We start from the raw sequence: 15,993 nt of genomic DNA on the forward strand, positions 1-15,993 counted from the left end.
AGCCTGGCCTGAGTGTTCTTAAACGCAGAAAACACCCAGAGCCTCGCAAGCATCCCAAGCCACTTATTTAAAGGCAGACAAGAAGAATGAAAGCTTACGCCGTACCTTTCGAGAAGTTCGTCAACCTGGCCGACGCCCGCCTGGGCACCAAAATCATCTCGGTCACCGATGACTGGTTCGCAGACGCCAACCGTCTGTTCCAACCGACCCCGGCCGTATGGAAGGAGGGCGTGTTCGATGACAACGGCAAGTGGATGGATGGCTGGGAGTCGCGCCGCAAGCGCTTCGAAGGCTTCGACAGCGCCGTGATCCGCCTGGGCGTACCGGGTTCGATCAAGGGCGTCGACATCGACACTTCATTCTTCACCGGCAACTTCCCGCCATCGGCGTCCCTGGAAGCCTGCTTCCTGGCCGAAGGCGAGCCGAACGAAAACACCCAGTGGGTTGAAGTGCTGTCTGCCGTCGAGCTGCAAGGCAACAGCCACCACTACCACGAAATCAACAACGACCAGGCCTTCAGCCACCTGCGCTTCAACATCTACCCGGATGGTGGCGTGGCCCGTCTGCGCGTGTACGGCGTGCCGTTCCGTGACTGGTCCGCTACCGGCGACAACGAGCAGGTCGACCTGGCTGCAGCTCTGAACGGTGGCCGCGCCCTCGCCTGCTCCGATGAACACTTCGGTCGCATGAGCAACATCCTCAACCCGGGCCGCGGCATCAACATGGGCGATGGCTGGGAAACCGCGCGTCGTCGTACCCCGGGCAATGACTGGGTCATCGTCGCGCTGGGCCATGCCGGCGAAGTCGAGAAAGTCATCGTCGACACCCTGCACTTCAAGGGCAACTACCCGGACAGCTGCTCGATCCAGGGCGCGTTCGTGAAGGGCGGTACCGACAGCCAGATCGAAACCCAGTCGTTGTTCTGGCGCGAACTGCTGCCAAGCCAGAAGCTGGAAATGCACGCCGAACACACCTTCGCCGAGCAGATCAAGGCACTGGGCCCGATCACCCACATCCGCCTGAACGTGTTCCCGGATGGTGGTGTGAGCCGCCTGCGCGTATTGGGCAAGGTAGCGAAGTAATGCTGAGACCGTAGGAGCTGCCGCAGGCTGCGATCTTTTGATCTTGATCTTGATCTTGATCTTGATCTTGATCTTGATCTTGATCTTGATCTTAAAAAGCAAAGTCAAAAGATCGCAGGCTTCGCCAGCTCCTACAGGGTATGCAGTGAACTGAAAACACATTTCAAAGATAAGAAGACCAGCATGCGCACACTGACGATTGAACCGCTGACCAAAGAAGCCTTCGCCCCTTTCGGTGACGTGATCGAAACCGACGGCAGCGATCACTTCATGATCAACAACGGTTCGACCATGCGCTTCCATAAACTGGCGGCGGTGCAAACCGCTACGCCTGAGGACAACGCGATCATCAGCATCTTCCGCGCCGACGCGCAGGACATGCCGCTGACCGTCAGCATGCTGGAGCGCCATCCGCTGGGCAGCCAGGCTTTCATTCCGCTGCTCGGCAACCCCTTTCTGATCGTGGTCGCGCCACTTGGCGATGAACCTGTATCAGGCTTGGTCCGCGCCTTCGTCACCAACGGCAGGCAGGGCATTAATTACCATCGCGGCGTCTGGCACCACCCGGTGCTGACGATCGAAAAGCGGGATGACTTCCTGGTGGTTGATCGCAGTGGCACAGGCAATAACTGCGATGAGCATTTTTTCAAAGAGGATGAGCGTTTGATCCTCGCCCCCCACCAATAAGAGAAGGCCTGATCACTCGACAACAGAGTGACAGGCGAGAGGTAAAGACTGTGGAAGCACATCTGTTGGAATGGCTGAACCTGAGCGTGCGCTGGGTTCACATGATTACTGGCGTGGCCTGGATCGGTGCGTCGTTCTATTTCGTATGGCTGGAAAACAACCTCAACCGGGTCAACCCGAAAAGCGGTCTGGCTGGCGATTTGTGGGCAATCCACGGTGGCGGTATCTACCACCTGGAAAAATACAAACTGGCCCCACCGACCATGCCGGACAACCTGCACTGGTTCAAATGGGAAGCCTACTTCACCTGGATGTCGGGGATCGCGCTGCTGTGCGTGGTGTTCTACTCCAACCCGACGCTCTACCTGCTGGCTCCGGGCAGCACCCTGAGCGGTCCTGAAGGCGTGGCCATCGGTCTCGGCTCGTTGTTCGTCGGCTGGTTCATCTACTCCTTCCTGTGCGACTCGGCCCTGGGCAAACGCCCTGCCCTGCTCGGCGGCATCCTGTTCGTCCTGATCATCGGCGCGGCCTACGGCTTCAGCAAAGTGTTCAGCGGTCGGGGTGCGTACCTGCACGTCGGCGCGATCATCGGCACCATCATGGTCGGCAACGTGTTCCGCATCATCATGCCGGCGCAACGTGCACTGGTAGCGGCGATCGCCGAGAACCGCACGCCGGATCCGGCGCTGCCGGCCAAAGGCCTGCTGCGTTCGCGTCACAACAACTACTTCACCTTGCCGGTGCTGTTCATCATGATCAGCAACCACTTCCCGAGCACCTACGGCAGCCAGTACAACTGGTTGATCCTGGCCGGGATCGCGGTACTGGCGGTGTTGGTGCGTCACTACTTCAACACCCGTCACGACAGCCACAAGTTTGCCTGGACCCTGCCGGTGGCAGCCGTCGGCATGATCAGCCTGGCTTACGTCACCGGCCCCGCGCCGCTGAACAGCCCGGAAGTGGCCAAGGCGCCAGCGAAGATCGAATACCAGCCACTGCCGGAAACAGCAGTGGGCGGTGGTTTGAAACCGGCTGAAGCCAAACCTGCAGAAACGCCGGCTGCCGCACCGGCGCAAGCGTCCAACACAGGCCCAGGCTTTGACAAAGTGCACAGCGTGATTCAGGAACGTTGTGCGGTTTGCCATTCGGCCAAGCCAACCAGCCCGCTGTTCAGTGCGGCCCCTGCCGGTGTGATGTTCGACACCCCCGAACAGATCCGCCAGAACGCACCGCGGATTCAGGCGCAAGCCGTCACCAGCCAGATCATGCCACTGGGCAACATCACCCAGATGACCCAGCAGGAACGTGACCTGATCGGTGCCTGGATTGTGCAGGGCGCCCAGACCAACTGATTCATCGCTGAAAAGCTTCGCTGGCAAGCCAGCTCCTACAGGTTCCATGTCGTGCGCCTAACCGGTGAACAACACAAATCTGTAGGAGCTGGCTTGCCAGCGATCAACCGCGCAGCGGTTGCCTGATACGAAAAATCACAAGAATAAAAAGATCCGAGGTGTTGCATGTCCGAGCTATCCACAGCGCGCATCCCCGACGCACCCGCCATTCAGCGTTTGCCCCTCTTGCAACTGATCCTGGTCGGTTTGCAACATGTTCTGCTGATGTACGGTGGTGCCATCGCGGTACCGCTGATCATCGGACAGGCCGCTGGCCTGAGTCGTGAAGAAATTGCCTTCCTGATCAACGCCGACCTGCTGGTGGCGGGTATTGCCACCATCGTCCAGTCCCTCGGCATAGGCCCCATGGGCATTCGCATGCCGGTGATGATGGGCGCCAGTTTCGCCGCCGTCGGCAGCATGGTCGCCATGGCCGGCATGCCCGGCATCGGCTTGCAGGGGATCTTCGGCGCTACCATCGCCGCCGGGTTCTTCGGCATGCTCATCGCCCCGTTCATGTCCAAGGTTGTGCGCTTCTTCCCGCCACTGGTGACCGGTACGGTCATCACCTCGATCGGTTTGTCGCTGTTCCCCGTGGCCGTGAACTGGGCCGGCGGCGGTGCTGGCGCCAGCCAATTCGGTTCGCCGATCTACCTGACCATCGCCGCACTGGTACTGGGCACCATCTTGCTGGTGCACCGCTTCATGCGCGGCTTCTGGGTCAATATTTCCGTGCTGATCGGCATGTGCCTGGGCTATGTGCTCTGCGGCCTGCTCGGCATGGTCGACCTCAGTGGCATGGCTCAGGCGCCATGGCTGCAATTCGTCACTCCGCTGCACTTCGGCATGCCGAAATTCGAACTCGCGCCGATCCTGTCGATGTGCCTGGTGGTGGTGATCATTTTCGTCGAGTCCACCGGGATGTTTCTGGCGCTGGGCAAGATCACCGGCCAGGAAGTCTGCCCACGGATGCTGCGTCGCGGCTTGCTGTGCGATGCCGGCGCCTCGTTCTTCGCCGGCTTCTTCAACACCTTCACCCACTCCTCCTTCGCCCAGAACATCGGCCTGGTGCAAATGACCGGCGTACGCTGTCGCTCGGTGACCATCGTCGCTGGCGGGTTGCTGATCGTTCTGAGCCTGCTGCCCAAAGCCGCGTTCCTGGTGGCCTCGATTCCTCCGGCAGTACTGGGTGGCGCAGCGATAGCGATGTTCGGCATGGTCGCCGCTACCGGAATCAAGATTCTCCAGGAAGCCGACATCGGTGACCGTCGCAACCAGTTGCTGGTGGCGGTGAGCATCGGCATGGGTCTGATCCCGGTGGTGCGCCCGGAGTTTTTCGCCCACCTGCCCGTGTGGATGAGCCCGATCACCCACAGCGGCATCGCCATGGCCACCCTCAGCGCGCTGACGCTGAATCTGCTGTTCAACATCCTGGGTGGCGCCGAACGCGCGGCCATCAACGACTGCCACGCTCACACCCATTGATCTGACGGATAACCAAGGGGGCCTGCCTGTGGCCAGCCCCCTGACCACAACCTGCGCCTCGAACAATAAAAACAAGAGGGAGCAACAGATGATTCGGACACAAACCAACGTGCTGTTGAGTGCTGGCCTGCTGGCCGCGAGTCAGGCCATGGCCGGCGATTTACTGCTGTGGCAGACCAACAGCCTGAGCTACCTGTACGGCAAGGATTTCGTGGTCAACCCGTCGATCCAGCAGACGATAACCTTCGAACACGCCGACCGCTGGAAGTACGGCGACAACTTCCTGTTCGTCGACAGCACCTGGTACAACGGCGAGAAAGACCGCAACAAAGGCGCCCACGCCTACTACGGCGAGTTCAGCCCGCGCCTCTCCTTCGGCAAGATCCTCGACCGCCGTTTCGAATTCGGCCCGATCAAGGACGTGCTGTTAGCCATGACCTACGAGAACGGCGAAGACGACACCGAGGCCTACCTGATCGGCCCCGGTTTCGACCTCGCGGTACCGGGCTTCAATTTTTTCACTTTGAATTTCTATTACCGCCAGACCGAAGGCTCGCGCCCCGGCGACGATGTCTGGCAGATCACACCGGCCTGGTCCTACACCCTGCCATTGGGCAACTCGAATCTGTTGATCGACGGCTACATGGACTGGGTGGTGGATAACGACCAGAACTCCCATGGCACTTATCACGCCAACCTGCACTTCAACCCGCAGATCAAGTACGACCTGGGCAAGTCCCTCGGCTGGCGGGAGAAACAGGTGTACGTCGGCGTCGAATACAGCTATTGGAAAGACAAGTACGGCATCGAAAACAGTTCCAGCTTCGACACCAATGAAAACACCACCAGCCTGCTGGTGAAGGTGCATTTCTGATGCTGCCCCGCAACCGTGCCCCAAACCTGTCGTCGGTGCGCCGTTGCGGAGCACTTGAGACCTGGCCGAGGAGTCAGTATTCTCCGCGCCCGCCCGAATCCGGTTTAAAAAAAAGCCCGGATGTAAAACCTGACCAGCAGGCCAACTTACCCCGGCTCTGGCAGGCACCAAGGCACTCCAAAACCCCTCTCAATCGACCGCTCTTGAGCCGCCGAACGGGAGTTTTTTGCTTTTTGAAAGCCTTGGCTCAGCTCTTGCTAACAGCACCAAAGCTGACCGAATGGATGATTTTTTACCGCTACGGAAACAGGCGCCACACCAGAGCGCCGACCTTAAAAAAATAACGTGGAACCACCTACTTTTTGGGAGCAACCGAATGAAACGTACGTGCACTAGCCTGATGCTGGCGGGATCATTGCTGGCGGGGGGTCAGGCCATGGCCGGCGACTTGCTGCAGTGGCAGAACAACAGCCTGTCCTACCTTTACGGTAAGGACTTCCAGGTCAACCCGCGCATTCAGCAGACGGTGACCTTTGAACACGCCGACGGCTGGAAATACGGCGACAACTTCTTCTTCATCGACAAGATCTTCTACAACGGCAAGGAGGACGCCTTCGCGGGCAAGAACAGCCACTACGGCGAGCTCAGCCCGCGCCTGTCGTTCAACAAGATCTTCGACCAGAAGTTCGAGCTCGGCCCGATCAAGGACGTCCTGCTGGCCATGACCTACGAGTTCGGTGAAGACGATACCGAGTCCTACCTGATCGGCCCTGGTTTCGACCTGGCCATCCCGGGCTTCGATTACTTCCAGTTGAACTTCTACAACCGCCACACCGAAGGCGACCGCCCGGGCGACAACATCTGGCAGGTCACGCCGGTCTGGTCCTACACCATCCCGGTGGGTGGCTCGGATGTGCTGATCGACGGCTTCATGGACTGGGTCGTCGACAACGACGTGAACAAAAAAGGCGAATACCACGCCAACCTGCACTTCAATCCGCAGGTCAAATATGACCTGGGCAAGGCGCTGAACCTGGGTGCCAAGCAGCTGTACGTCGGTGTCGAGTACGACTACTGGAAAAACAAGTACGGTATTGAAGACAGCCAGGGCTTCAAGACTGATCAGAGTGTGACCAGTTTCCTGGTTAAGGTTCACTTCTGATTTAAGAAGCTTCGCGAGCAGGCTCGCTCCCACAGTGGAACCTTGTCGAACACAAACGTTGTATACGACGAAAGTCCCTGTGGGAGCGAGCCTGCTCGCGAAAGCCTCACCACAAGTCTCAAACCGAAAGTACAGGCTCTGCCAACCCCAGAAACCGGCACAACTCCCCGCGCTTTGCCAACGCATCCCGCCGCCCTAGCTCGATCAACTCGCTGCAATACCCCGCCTCGAACAACAGATAGCTCAGCACCCCGGCCCCGCTGGTCTTGGTCGCGCCCGGCCCGCGCAGAAACAGGCGCAGTGCCGCCGGCAATTCCTGACGATGTCGCGCGGCAATTTCATCGATCGGCTGGCTCGGTGAAATCACCAATACGTCCACCGGCGCCACGCCCAATGCGCGGGTCGGCGTGCCGTCGGGCATCAGGTGACTGAACTGGTTCAGGCGCTGCAACAGCTCGATGTCACTTTCCAGGCTGTCAATGAACGTACTGTTGAGCATGTGCCCGCCAATCTGCGCCAGGGTCGGCTGCTGACCGGTGTAGCTGCGCTGCAAGGGTTGTTGCGGGTCGACGCCGCGTGGGTTGCCGCTGACGCCCACCACCAGCACCCGACTGGCGCCCAGATGCAGCGCCGGACTGATCGGCGCCGACTGACGCACCGCGCCATCACCGAAATACTCTGCACCGATTTTCACCGGGGCGAACAGCAGCGGAATGGCCGAACTGGCGAGTAGATGTTCAACCGACAGTTGGGTGGGAACGCCGACGCGTCGATGGCGCAACCAGGCATCGATCTTGCCGCCGCCTTGATAGAAGGTGACGGCCTGGCCGGACTCATAGCCGAACGCCGTGACTGCCACTGCATGCAATTGTTGCTGTGCGATCGCTTCGGCGATGCCGCCCATATGCAGCTTGTCGCTGAGCAAGTCCCGCAGCGGAGAACTATTGAGCAGCGCCACCGGCATGTGCCTGCCGATGCCGAGCAAACTGTGGCTGACAAAGCGGCTGGCCTGGCGGATCACCCCGGGCCAGTCGCTGCGCAACACCAGGTGACTGCGAAAGCCCTGCCAGAAAGCTGTCAGGCGTTCGATGGCGTTACGAAAATCCATCGCCCCGCTGGCGAGGCTGACGGCGTTGATCGCGCCCGCCGATGTGCCGACGATCACCGGAAACGGATTGCGGGCCCCCGGTGGCAGCAATTCGGCAATCGCCGCCAGCACCCCGACCTGATAGGCCGCCCGAGCCCCGCCACCGGAAAGAATCAACCCTGTAACCGGCTCAACTGGACTCATCGCAACACTCCATGGTGCTTGGGAAAACGGTTACTCAACCGCGCTTGGCGTACAACTTCGGCTCGCCCGGTGGACGACTCTTGAAGCGGCGATGAGCCCACAGGTATTGCTCGGGATGCTCGCGCAAAACGCTTTCGATCCATTGATTGATGCGAATGCAGTCCTCTTCTTCGGTTTCGCCGGGGAAGCCTTCGAGCGGCGCATGGATCACCAGCCGATAACCGCTGCCGTCCACCAGACGCTCCTGGGTGAACGGCACCACCAGCGCCTTGCCCAGCCGCGCAAACTTGCTCGTGGCGGTGACGGTCGCAGCCTGAATGCCGAACAACGGCACGAAGAGGCTTTGCTTGGCGCCATAGTCCTGATCCGGTGCGTACCAGATCGCGCGGCCCGAGCGCAGCAATTTGAGCATGCCGCGCACGTCTTCGCGCTCCACCGCCAGCGAGTCGAGATTGTGCCGCTCGCGGCCCTGGCGCTGGATGTAGTCGAACAGCGGATTCTTGTGCTCGCGGTACATGCCGTCGATGGTGTGCTGTTGGCCGAGCAGCGCGGCACCGATTTCCAGCGTCGTGAAGTGCAGCGCCATCAGGATCACGCCCTTGCCTTCGCGCTGAGCCTTTTGCAAATGCTCCAGCCCTTCGACATGAGCCAGGTTCGCCAGGCGCTTGCGCGACCACCACCAGCTCATCGCCATCTCAAAAAAAGCGATGCCGGTGGAGGCGAAGTTCTCCTTGAGCAGGCGTTTGCGTTCGGCGGCGGTTTTTTCCGGAAAACACAGTTCCAGATTGCGCTTGGCAATGCGCCGTCTGTCGCCGGCCACCCGATACATCAAAGATCCCAGTACACGACCGATCCACAACAGTGCCGGATACGGCAATTGGACGATCAGCCACAACAGCCCCAGGCCACACCACAGCGGCCAGAAACGTGGAGATAGAAATGCTTTTCGAAAACGCGGGCGGTCCATTAATGCTTCCGGAATGACAATGGCCGCGCATTCTACATCGTTCGACCCGGCTTGCGGCCTGCGGGCGTTCTCGTTATAAGTCTCGGCACTTTTAGTGACAAGTCGTTGTATGCCGACCATGAGCCAAACCGAACCGCTAGACCAAGATCCCGTGTTCCAGTTGAAGGGCAGCATGCTGGCCATTACGGTGCTGGAACTGGCCCGTAACGACCTCGAAAGCCTTGATCGGCAACTGGCCGCCAAGGTCGCCCAAGCGCCCAACTTCTTCAGCAACGCGCCGCTGGTACTGGCCCTGGACAAACTCCCGGCCAACGAAGGCGCGGTCGATCTGCCCGGCCTGATGCGCGTGTGCCGCCAGCATGGCCTGCGCACCCTGGCGATCCGTGCCAGCCGCATCGAAGACATCGCCGCCGCCATCGCGGTCGACCTGCCGGTGCTGCCACCGTCCGGTGCCCGCGAGCGTCCATTGGACCTGACCGAAGGCGAACCGAAGAAAAAACCGGAAAAACCGCCCGAGCCGACCATCAAACCGACGAAAATCATCACTTCGCCAGTACGCGGCGGCCAGCAGATTTATGCCCAGGGCTGCGATCTGGTGGTGATCTCCTCGGTCAGCCCGGGGGCGGAACTTCTCGCCGATGGCAACATCCATGTATACGGCCCGATGCGGGGTCGCGTGTTGGCCGGCGTCAAGGGCGACACCAAGGCGCGGATTTTCTGTCAGCAAATGAGTGCTGAACTGATTTCCATCGCCGGGCATTACAAGGTTTCCGAAGACCTGCGCCGCGACCCGCTATGGGGTTCGGGTGTGCAGGTCAGCCTGTCCGGCGACGTGTTGAACATCATTCGGCTTTAACGGATACTGCCGCATTTTCCAAGCATCTCTAAAACGTAGCGAAAACGGCTCAAACGAAGTAGGAAAAAGGCCGAAAGCAGTGTTTACCGGGGGTAAACGCCGCTCAAAACCGGATTCCAGCCAAGGCTGTCCGACTGCAGTAGTTTTTCAGGAGATGTTTTTCAAGGGCTGAAAAGTCCTCTTTCCTTAGGGGTGAAACACCTTGGCCAAGATTCTCGTGGTTACATCCGGCAAGGGTGGTGTGGGTAAGACCACCACCAGCGCCGCTATCGGTACCGGCCTCGCTCTGCGCGGCCACAAAACAGTGATCGTCGACTTCGACGTGGGCTTGCGTAACCTCGACCTGATCATGGGTTGCGAGCGCCGCGTGGTGTATGACTTCGTCAACGTGGTCAACGGCGAAGCCAACCTGCAACAGGCCCTGATCAAAGACAAGCGCCTGGAAAACCTCTACGTGCTGGCCGCCAGCCAGACCCGAGACAAAGACGCGCTGACCGTCGAAGGCGTGGAAAAAGTCCTGATGGCCCTGAAGGAAGACTTCGAATTCGTGGTCTGCGACTCTCCGGCAGGTATCGAGAAAGGCGCCCACCTGGCTATGTACTTCGCGGATGAAGCGATTGTCGTGACCAACCCGGAAGTGTCCTCGGTACGTGACTCGGACCGCATGCTGGGCTTGCTGGCCAGCAAGTCCCGTCGTGCCGAACGTGGCGAAGAGCAGATCAAGGAACACCTGCTGATTACCCGCTACCACCCGGAGCGAGTCGAAAAAGGCGAAATGCTCAGCGTCGAAGACGTCAAGGAAATCCTCTCGATCAAACTGCTCGGTGTGATCCCGGAATCCCAAGCGGTGCTCAAGGCTTCCAACCAGGGTGTGCCAGTGATTCTTGATGATCAGAGCGACGCAGGTCAGGCCTATAGCGACACGGTTGATCGCCTCTTGGGCAAAGAAAAGGAACATCGTTTTCTCGATGTAACGAAGAAGGGATTCTTCGAGCGCCTGTTTGGAGGTAGGTAATGAACCTTTTTGACTTCTTTCGTGCCAACAAAAAGCAAAGCACCGCGTCGGTAGCGAAAGAGCGTCTACAGATCATCGTGGCGCACGAACGCGGCCAACGCAGCACCCCGGACTACCTGCCGGCCTTGCAGAAGGAACTGGTCGAGGTGATCCGCAAGTACGTCAATATCGGGTCCGATGACGTGCATGTCGCACTGGAAAGCCAGGGCAGCTGCTCGATTCTGGAACTCAATATCACCCTGCCTGATCGCTGAGTCGATTCGCCAGGAGCCACGGCGGCTCGGGTTTCCAACCTTGGCGTAGGAGCTGCCGCAGGCTGCGATCTTTTGATCTTGTTCTTAAAAACAAAGTCAAAAGATCGCAGCCTGCGGCAGCTCCTACACGGGGATCAGGGAAGCCCGAGCCGCCGTTGGCGTTTGTTACGAGGCTGTTTTAATGCCGTTGTCCAACATCCACATCATCCATCAGGATGCCGCCGTACTGGTGGTGAACAAACCGACCCTGTTGCTCTCCGTCCCCGGCCGGGCCGATGACAACAAGGACTGCCTGATTACCCGTCTGCAGGAAAACGGCTACCCGGAAGCGCGAATCGTCCACCGGCTGGACTGGGAGACGTCCGGCATCATCCTGCTGGCCCGTGACCCGGACACCCATCGCGAGCTGTCCCGGCAATTTCACGACCGCGAAACCGAAAAGGCCTACACAGCCCTGTGCTGGGGCCAGCCGGAACTGGACAGCGGCAGCATCGACCTGCCCTTGCGCTACGACCCGCCGACCAAGCCACGGCACGTGGTCGATCACGAATTCGGCAAACATGCGCTGACCTTCTGGCGCGTGCTCGAACGTTGCGGCGACTGGTGCCGCGTTGAGCTGACACCGATCACCGGCCGTTCCCACCAGTTGCGCGTGCATATGCTCTCGATTGGTCATCCGCTGCTGGGTGACGGCCTCTACGCCCATGAACAGGCATTGGCGGCCTGGCCGCGCCTGTGCCTGCACGCGAGCATGCTCAGCTTCACTCACCCGCAAAGTGGCGAGCGCCTTCGCTTCGAGTGTCCTGCGCCGTTCTGAAGCTACAACTGCAGTCAATGTGGGAGCGACGGTGCGGCGATCCGACCTGCTCGCGAAAACGGAGTGTCAGTCGACATTTGTATTGTCTGATACTCCGCTATCGCGAGCAGGCTCACTCCCACAGGGTCCGCCTTCACATTCATCTTCGGTGTCCACCCCAACATCAGCCCACCGCCAATTCCATGGCCAATACGTTAAACTGGCGCCACTGCTGTCTGGAGCTACTTTATGCGCGAAGAGTTGAACCAAGGCCTGATCGATTTCCTCAAGGCCTCCCCTACCCCGTTCCATGCCACCGCCAGCCTTGTTCAGCGCCTGGAAGCGGCGGGCTATCAACGCCTCGACGAGCGCGAGCCGTGGAATACCGAAGCCAACGGTCGCTACTACGTCACCCGCAACGACTCTTCGATTGTCGCGATCAAGATGGGCCGTCACTCACCGCTGCACGGTGGCATTCGACTGGTCGGCGCCCACACCGACAGCCCGTGCCTGCGGGTCAAGCCGCAACCGGAACTGCAACGCCAGGGCTTCTGGCAATTGGGCGTCGAAGTGTATGGCGGCGCGCTGCTGGCGCCGTGGTTCGACCGTGACCTGTCTCTGGCGGGCCGCGTAACCTTCCGTCGTGATGGCAAGGTCGAGAGCCAGTTGATCGACTTCAAGACTCCGGTCGCGATCATTCCGAACCTGGCGATTCACCTCAACCGTGAAGCCAACATGGGCTGGGCCATCAACGCCCAGACCGAATTGCCGCCGATCCTTGCGCAATTTGCCGGTGACGAGCGCGTGGACTTCCGCGCGGTGCTCACCGATCAACTCGCCCGCGAACACGGCCTGAACGCTGATGTGGTGCTCGATTACGAGTTGAGTTTCTACGACACCCAAAGCGCGGCGGTCATTGGTTTGCATGGCGACTTCATCGCCGGCGCGCGCCTGGACAACCTGCTGTCGTGCTACGCCGGCCTGCAAGCGCTGCTGACAGCCGACACCGACGAAACCTGCGTGCTGGTCTGCAACGACCACGAAGAAGTCGGCTCCTGCTCGGCGTGCGGTGCCGACGGTCCGATGCTCGAGCAAACCTTGCGTCGCCTGCTGCCTGAAGGTGATGAATTCGTACGCACTATTCAGAAATCCCTGCTGGTTTCGGCTGACAACGCCCACGGCGTGCACCCGAACTACGCCGACAAACACGATGCCAACCACGGCCCGAAACTCAACGCCGGCCCGGTGATCAAGGTCAACAGCAACCAGCGCTACGCCACCAACAGCGAAACCGCCGGGTTCTTCCGTCATCTGTGCATGGCTGAAGAAGTGCCGGTGCAGAGTTTCGTGGTGCGCAGCGACATGGGCTGTGGCTCGACCATCGGCCCGATCACCGCCAGCCACCTGGGCGTGCGCACCGTGGACATCGGCCTGCCGACGTTCGCCATGCACTCGATCCGCGAATTGTGCGGCAGCCAAGATCTGGCGCATCTGGTCAAGGTGCTGAGCGCGTTCTACGCCTGCCGCGAATTGCCTTAACACCGGTAGGAGCTGCCGCAGGCTGCGATCTCTTGATCCTGATTTTGACGCCAGGTTAATCGCCGAAGATCAGATCAAAAGATCGCAGCCTTCGGCAGCTCCTACACACATCACACCGGCCCCGTCAAAAGCCGCCTAGACTTCAAGTATCCCTTCGACAAGGCCGTCTCCATGATCTCGATGTCTAGCTTTCACGCCATGCTGATCCCGATTCTTGCCGGGATGCTCCTGCTGGCCGTCGGCTTCAACTTCCGCGATAAAAACGCCGGCGTGTTCGGCATGTGGATCGGCATGCTGACCATTCTCGCAACCGTGGTGATCAAGATCCTCGCCAAACTCAACGAATAATTCATCGCCCTTGGCTCGCATTGATTTTGACGGGCTCGTACACTCGGCCGATCCGCTCCCTGCGAGGTTGACCGCCTAGTGTTCGCTCGTCTTTTTGCCCTGCCGTGTATTTTCCTTGTCTGCCTGATGACGCTGCTGTCAGTGGCGCCTGCCCAGGCGGCCGGCCTGCCAGGCCTGCTCAGCAGCCAGGCCAAGGCCCAGCCCGAAGCACAGGAACCGCTGGGGCAATCCCTGGACGAAGTGATCAAGTCTCTGGAGAACGATCAGCAACGCACCAAGCTGCTGACCGATCTGAAAAAGCTCCGTGACACCACCAAAAAGGCTCAACCAACGACCGAGGAAGGCGTGCTGGGCCTGATTGGCGGAACCCTGTCCAACATCGAGAAGAAATTTTCCGGCGACGACAGTCCGCTCACGCGTTGGTCCAGTGAGTTCGATCAGGCCAGGGAAGAACTGGTGGCGCTGGCGTTGCCGGCCAATGAATGGCTGCCCATGCTGTTCGCCTTTGCCATGATCCTGATGGTCTGGAGCCTGCTGGCCGCCGCCCTGATCTGGATCAGCCACCGCGTGCGGATGCGTTTCGGCCTGACCGAAGAACTGCCGCAGCACCCCCGGGCCCTCGACATGTTGCGCTTCGCCTTGCGCAAACTCGGGCCATGGCTGATCGCCCTGGTGATCACGGTCTACATGAGCTACGCCTTGCCCTCGTCCCTGGGCAAAAGCCTGGCCATGGTACTGGCCTATGCACTGGTAGTCGGCACCTGCTTCTCGGCCATCTGCGTGATTGCCTTTTCCCTGCTCGACGGCCCGCACCGCCACCGCGCCTTGTACATCCTGCGGCACCAGGCGTTTCGGCCGCTGTGGCTGATCGGCAGCTTCGCCGCGTTTGGCGAAGCGCTGAGCGACCCGCAACTGGTCGACAGCCTCGGCAGCCATCTGGCCCATACCGCTGCGACTGTCGCCAATGTCCTGGCAGCGCTGTCCACAGGGCGATTCATCCTGCGCTTCCGCCGACCGATCGCTCACTTGATCCGCAACCAGCCGCTGTCCCGGCGCCTGACCCGTCGCGCCCTCAACGACACCCTGTCGATCCTCGGCACCTTCTGGTACGTGCCGGCGTTGGTGCTGGTGGCCATCTCCCTGTTCGCCACCTTTATTTCCGCTGGCGACACCAGTACCGCCCTGCGCCAGTCGCTGATCTGCACCGTTTTACTGGTGTTGTGCATGGTCATCAACGGCCTGGTACGCCGCTACGCCCTCAAACCCAAGCATGGCATCCGGCGTTACGCCGTGTATTCGGAACGGCTGAAAAACTTTTTCTACACCATCGTTCATCTGCTGGTGTGGCTGGCCTTCATCGAGCTGGGCCTGCGGGTCTGGGGCATGTCGTTGATCCGCTTCACCGAAGGCGACGGCCACGAAGTCAGCGTCAAACTGTTTAGCCTCGCCGGCACGCTGCTGTTCGCCTGGCTGATCTGGATTCTCAGCGACACCGCCGTACATCACGCGCTGACCCGCTCGCGCAAAGGCCTGGCCAATGCCCGCGCACAGACGATGATGCCGCTGATCCGCAACGTGCTGTTCGTGGCGATTTTCATCATCGCGCTGATCGTTGCCCTGGCGAACATGGGCATGAACGTCACGCCACTGCTGGCCGGTGCCGGTGTGATCGGTCTGGCCATCGGTTTTGGTGCGCAGTCGCTGGTAGCCGACCTGATTACCGGGTTGTTCATCATCATCGAAGACTCCCTGGCCATCGACGACTACGTGGATGTCGGCGGCCACCTCGGCACAGTCGAAGGCCTGACCATCCGCACCGTGCGCCTGCGGGACATCGACGGCATTGTCCACACCATTCCATTCAGCGAAATCAAAAGCATCAAGAACTACTCTCGGGAATTCGGCTATGCGATCTTCCGGGTCGCGGTGCCGGCCAGCATGGACATCGACAACGCAATCAAACTGATGCGCGAAGTTGGTCAGAAAATGCGCACCGATCCGTTGCAGCGGCGCAATATCTGGTCGCCACTGGAGTTTCAGGGGGTGGAAAGTTTTGAGTCGGGCAATGCGATCCTCCGCGCCCGTTTCAAGACCGCGCCAATCAAGCAGTGGGAAGTGTCGCGAGCGTTCAATCTGTCACTCAAGCGGCACATGGATGAAGCCGGACTGGATCTGGCGACACCGCGGATGAGTATTCAGGTGATGACCGCTGGCGGTGACCCGCAGAATGAATAACCTCCTACAAA

15 protein-coding genes are annotated in these 15,993 nt (G+C 60.0%); 13 read left to right on the forward strand and 2 right to left on the reverse strand.

What is annotated here, in order from left to right; genetic code table 11:
- The first annotated feature begins 86 nt into the window (after nt 1–86).
- The 6 genes from alc to AC1D19_RS03795 all read left to right on the forward strand — a co-directional run bounded on the left by alc (nt 87) and on the right by AC1D19_RS03795 (nt 6,681).
- Nucleotides 87–1,082, forward strand: coding sequence for an allantoicase (gene alc, locus AC1D19_RS03770; RefSeq protein WP_008048382.1), 996 nt, complete (start codon nt 87–89; stop codon nt 1,080–1,082).
- A gap of 183 nt (nt 1,083–1,265) precedes the next feature.
- Entirely contained in the window at nt 1,266–1,769 is a 504-nt protein-coding gene (locus AC1D19_RS03775) for an ureidoglycolate lyase (RefSeq protein WP_477762430.1), read from the forward strand.
- Between the two features lie 50 nt (nt 1,770–1,819).
- Nucleotides 1,820–3,121 (forward strand): urate hydroxylase PuuD, encoded by a 1,302-nt coding sequence (locus tag AC1D19_RS03780; protein ID WP_477762431.1) that lies wholly within the window; start codon nt 1,820–1,822, stop codon nt 3,119–3,121.
- A gap of 165 nt (nt 3,122–3,286) precedes the next feature.
- Nucleotides 3,287–4,645 carry a nucleobase:cation symporter-2 family protein gene (locus AC1D19_RS03785; RefSeq protein WP_477760044.1) on the forward strand — a complete coding sequence of 453 codons (1,359 nt, stop codon included), beginning with the start codon at nt 3,287–3,289 and terminating at the stop codon, nt 4,643–4,645.
- Nucleotides 4,646–4,733: 88 nt separating this feature from the next.
- On the forward strand, nt 4,734–5,519 hold the full coding sequence (locus AC1D19_RS03790) for an outer membrane protein OmpK (protein ID WP_477762432.1): 786 nt from the start codon (nt 4,734–4,736) through the stop codon (nt 5,517–5,519).
- Nucleotides 5,520–5,895: 376 nt separating this feature from the next.
- Nucleotides 5,896–6,681 carry an outer membrane protein OmpK gene (locus AC1D19_RS03795; RefSeq protein WP_477754854.1) on the forward strand — a complete coding sequence of 262 codons (786 nt, stop codon included), beginning with the start codon at nt 5,896–5,898 and terminating at the stop codon, nt 6,679–6,681.
- A gap of 118 nt (nt 6,682–6,799) precedes the next feature.
- Here AC1D19_RS03795 and AC1D19_RS03800 read toward each other — a convergent pair whose 3' ends face one another.
- Nucleotides 6,800–7,972, reverse strand: a complete 1,173-nt coding sequence (locus tag AC1D19_RS03800) for a patatin-like phospholipase family protein (protein WP_477762433.1) — start codon at nt 7,970–7,972, stop codon at nt 6,800–6,802.
- Between the two features lie 34 nt (nt 7,973–8,006).
- Nucleotides 8,007–8,939 (reverse strand): lipid A biosynthesis lauroyl acyltransferase, encoded by a 933-nt coding sequence (locus tag AC1D19_RS03805; protein ID WP_477762434.1) that lies wholly within the window; start codon nt 8,937–8,939, stop codon nt 8,007–8,009.
- Nucleotides 8,940–9,057: 118 nt separating this feature from the next.
- Between AC1D19_RS03805 and minC the strand changes: the two genes are divergently transcribed.
- The 7 genes from minC to AC1D19_RS03840 all read left to right on the forward strand — a co-directional run bounded on the left by minC (nt 9,058) and on the right by AC1D19_RS03840 (nt 15,982).
- On the forward strand, nt 9,058–9,795 hold the full coding sequence (gene minC, locus AC1D19_RS03810; RefSeq protein WP_046037759.1) for a septum site-determining protein MinC: 738 nt from the start codon (nt 9,058–9,060) through the stop codon (nt 9,793–9,795).
- 202 nt (nt 9,796–9,997) lie between these two features.
- Nucleotides 9,998–10,810 (forward strand): septum site-determining protein MinD, encoded by an 813-nt coding sequence (minD, locus tag AC1D19_RS03815; RefSeq protein WP_414876892.1) that lies wholly within the window; start codon nt 9,998–10,000, stop codon nt 10,808–10,810.
- Nucleotides 10,810–11,064: a cell division topological specificity factor MinE gene (minE, locus tag AC1D19_RS03820; protein WP_007974947.1), complete on the forward strand. Its 255-nt coding sequence runs from the start codon at nt 10,810–10,812 to the stop codon at nt 11,062–11,064. The genes minD and minE overlap by 1 nt, the downstream gene beginning before the upstream one ends.
- Nucleotides 11,065–11,245: 181 nt before the next feature.
- Nucleotides 11,246–11,881 (forward strand): RluA family pseudouridine synthase, encoded by a 636-nt coding sequence (locus tag AC1D19_RS03825; RefSeq protein ID WP_046037585.1) that lies wholly within the window; start codon nt 11,246–11,248, stop codon nt 11,879–11,881.
- A 228-nt stretch (nt 11,882–12,109) separates the two neighbouring features.
- On the forward strand, nt 12,110–13,399 hold the full coding sequence (locus AC1D19_RS03830) for a M18 family aminopeptidase (protein ID WP_477762435.1): 1,290 nt from the start codon (nt 12,110–12,112) through the stop codon (nt 13,397–13,399).
- A 171-nt stretch (nt 13,400–13,570) separates the two neighbouring features.
- The gene (locus AC1D19_RS03835; RefSeq protein WP_477762436.1) at nt 13,571–13,747 is read left to right on the forward strand and encodes a hypothetical protein; all 177 of its coding nucleotides are present in this window, start codon (nt 13,571–13,573) and stop codon (nt 13,745–13,747) included.
- A 126-nt stretch (nt 13,748–13,873) separates the two neighbouring features.
- Entirely contained in the window at nt 13,874–15,982 is a 2,109-nt protein-coding gene (locus AC1D19_RS03840; protein WP_477762437.1) for a mechanosensitive ion channel family protein, read from the forward strand.
- The last annotated feature ends 11 nt before the right edge of the window (nt 15,983–15,993 follow it).

It is taken from the genome of Pseudomonas sp. P1_C12 (assembly GCF_056406435.1).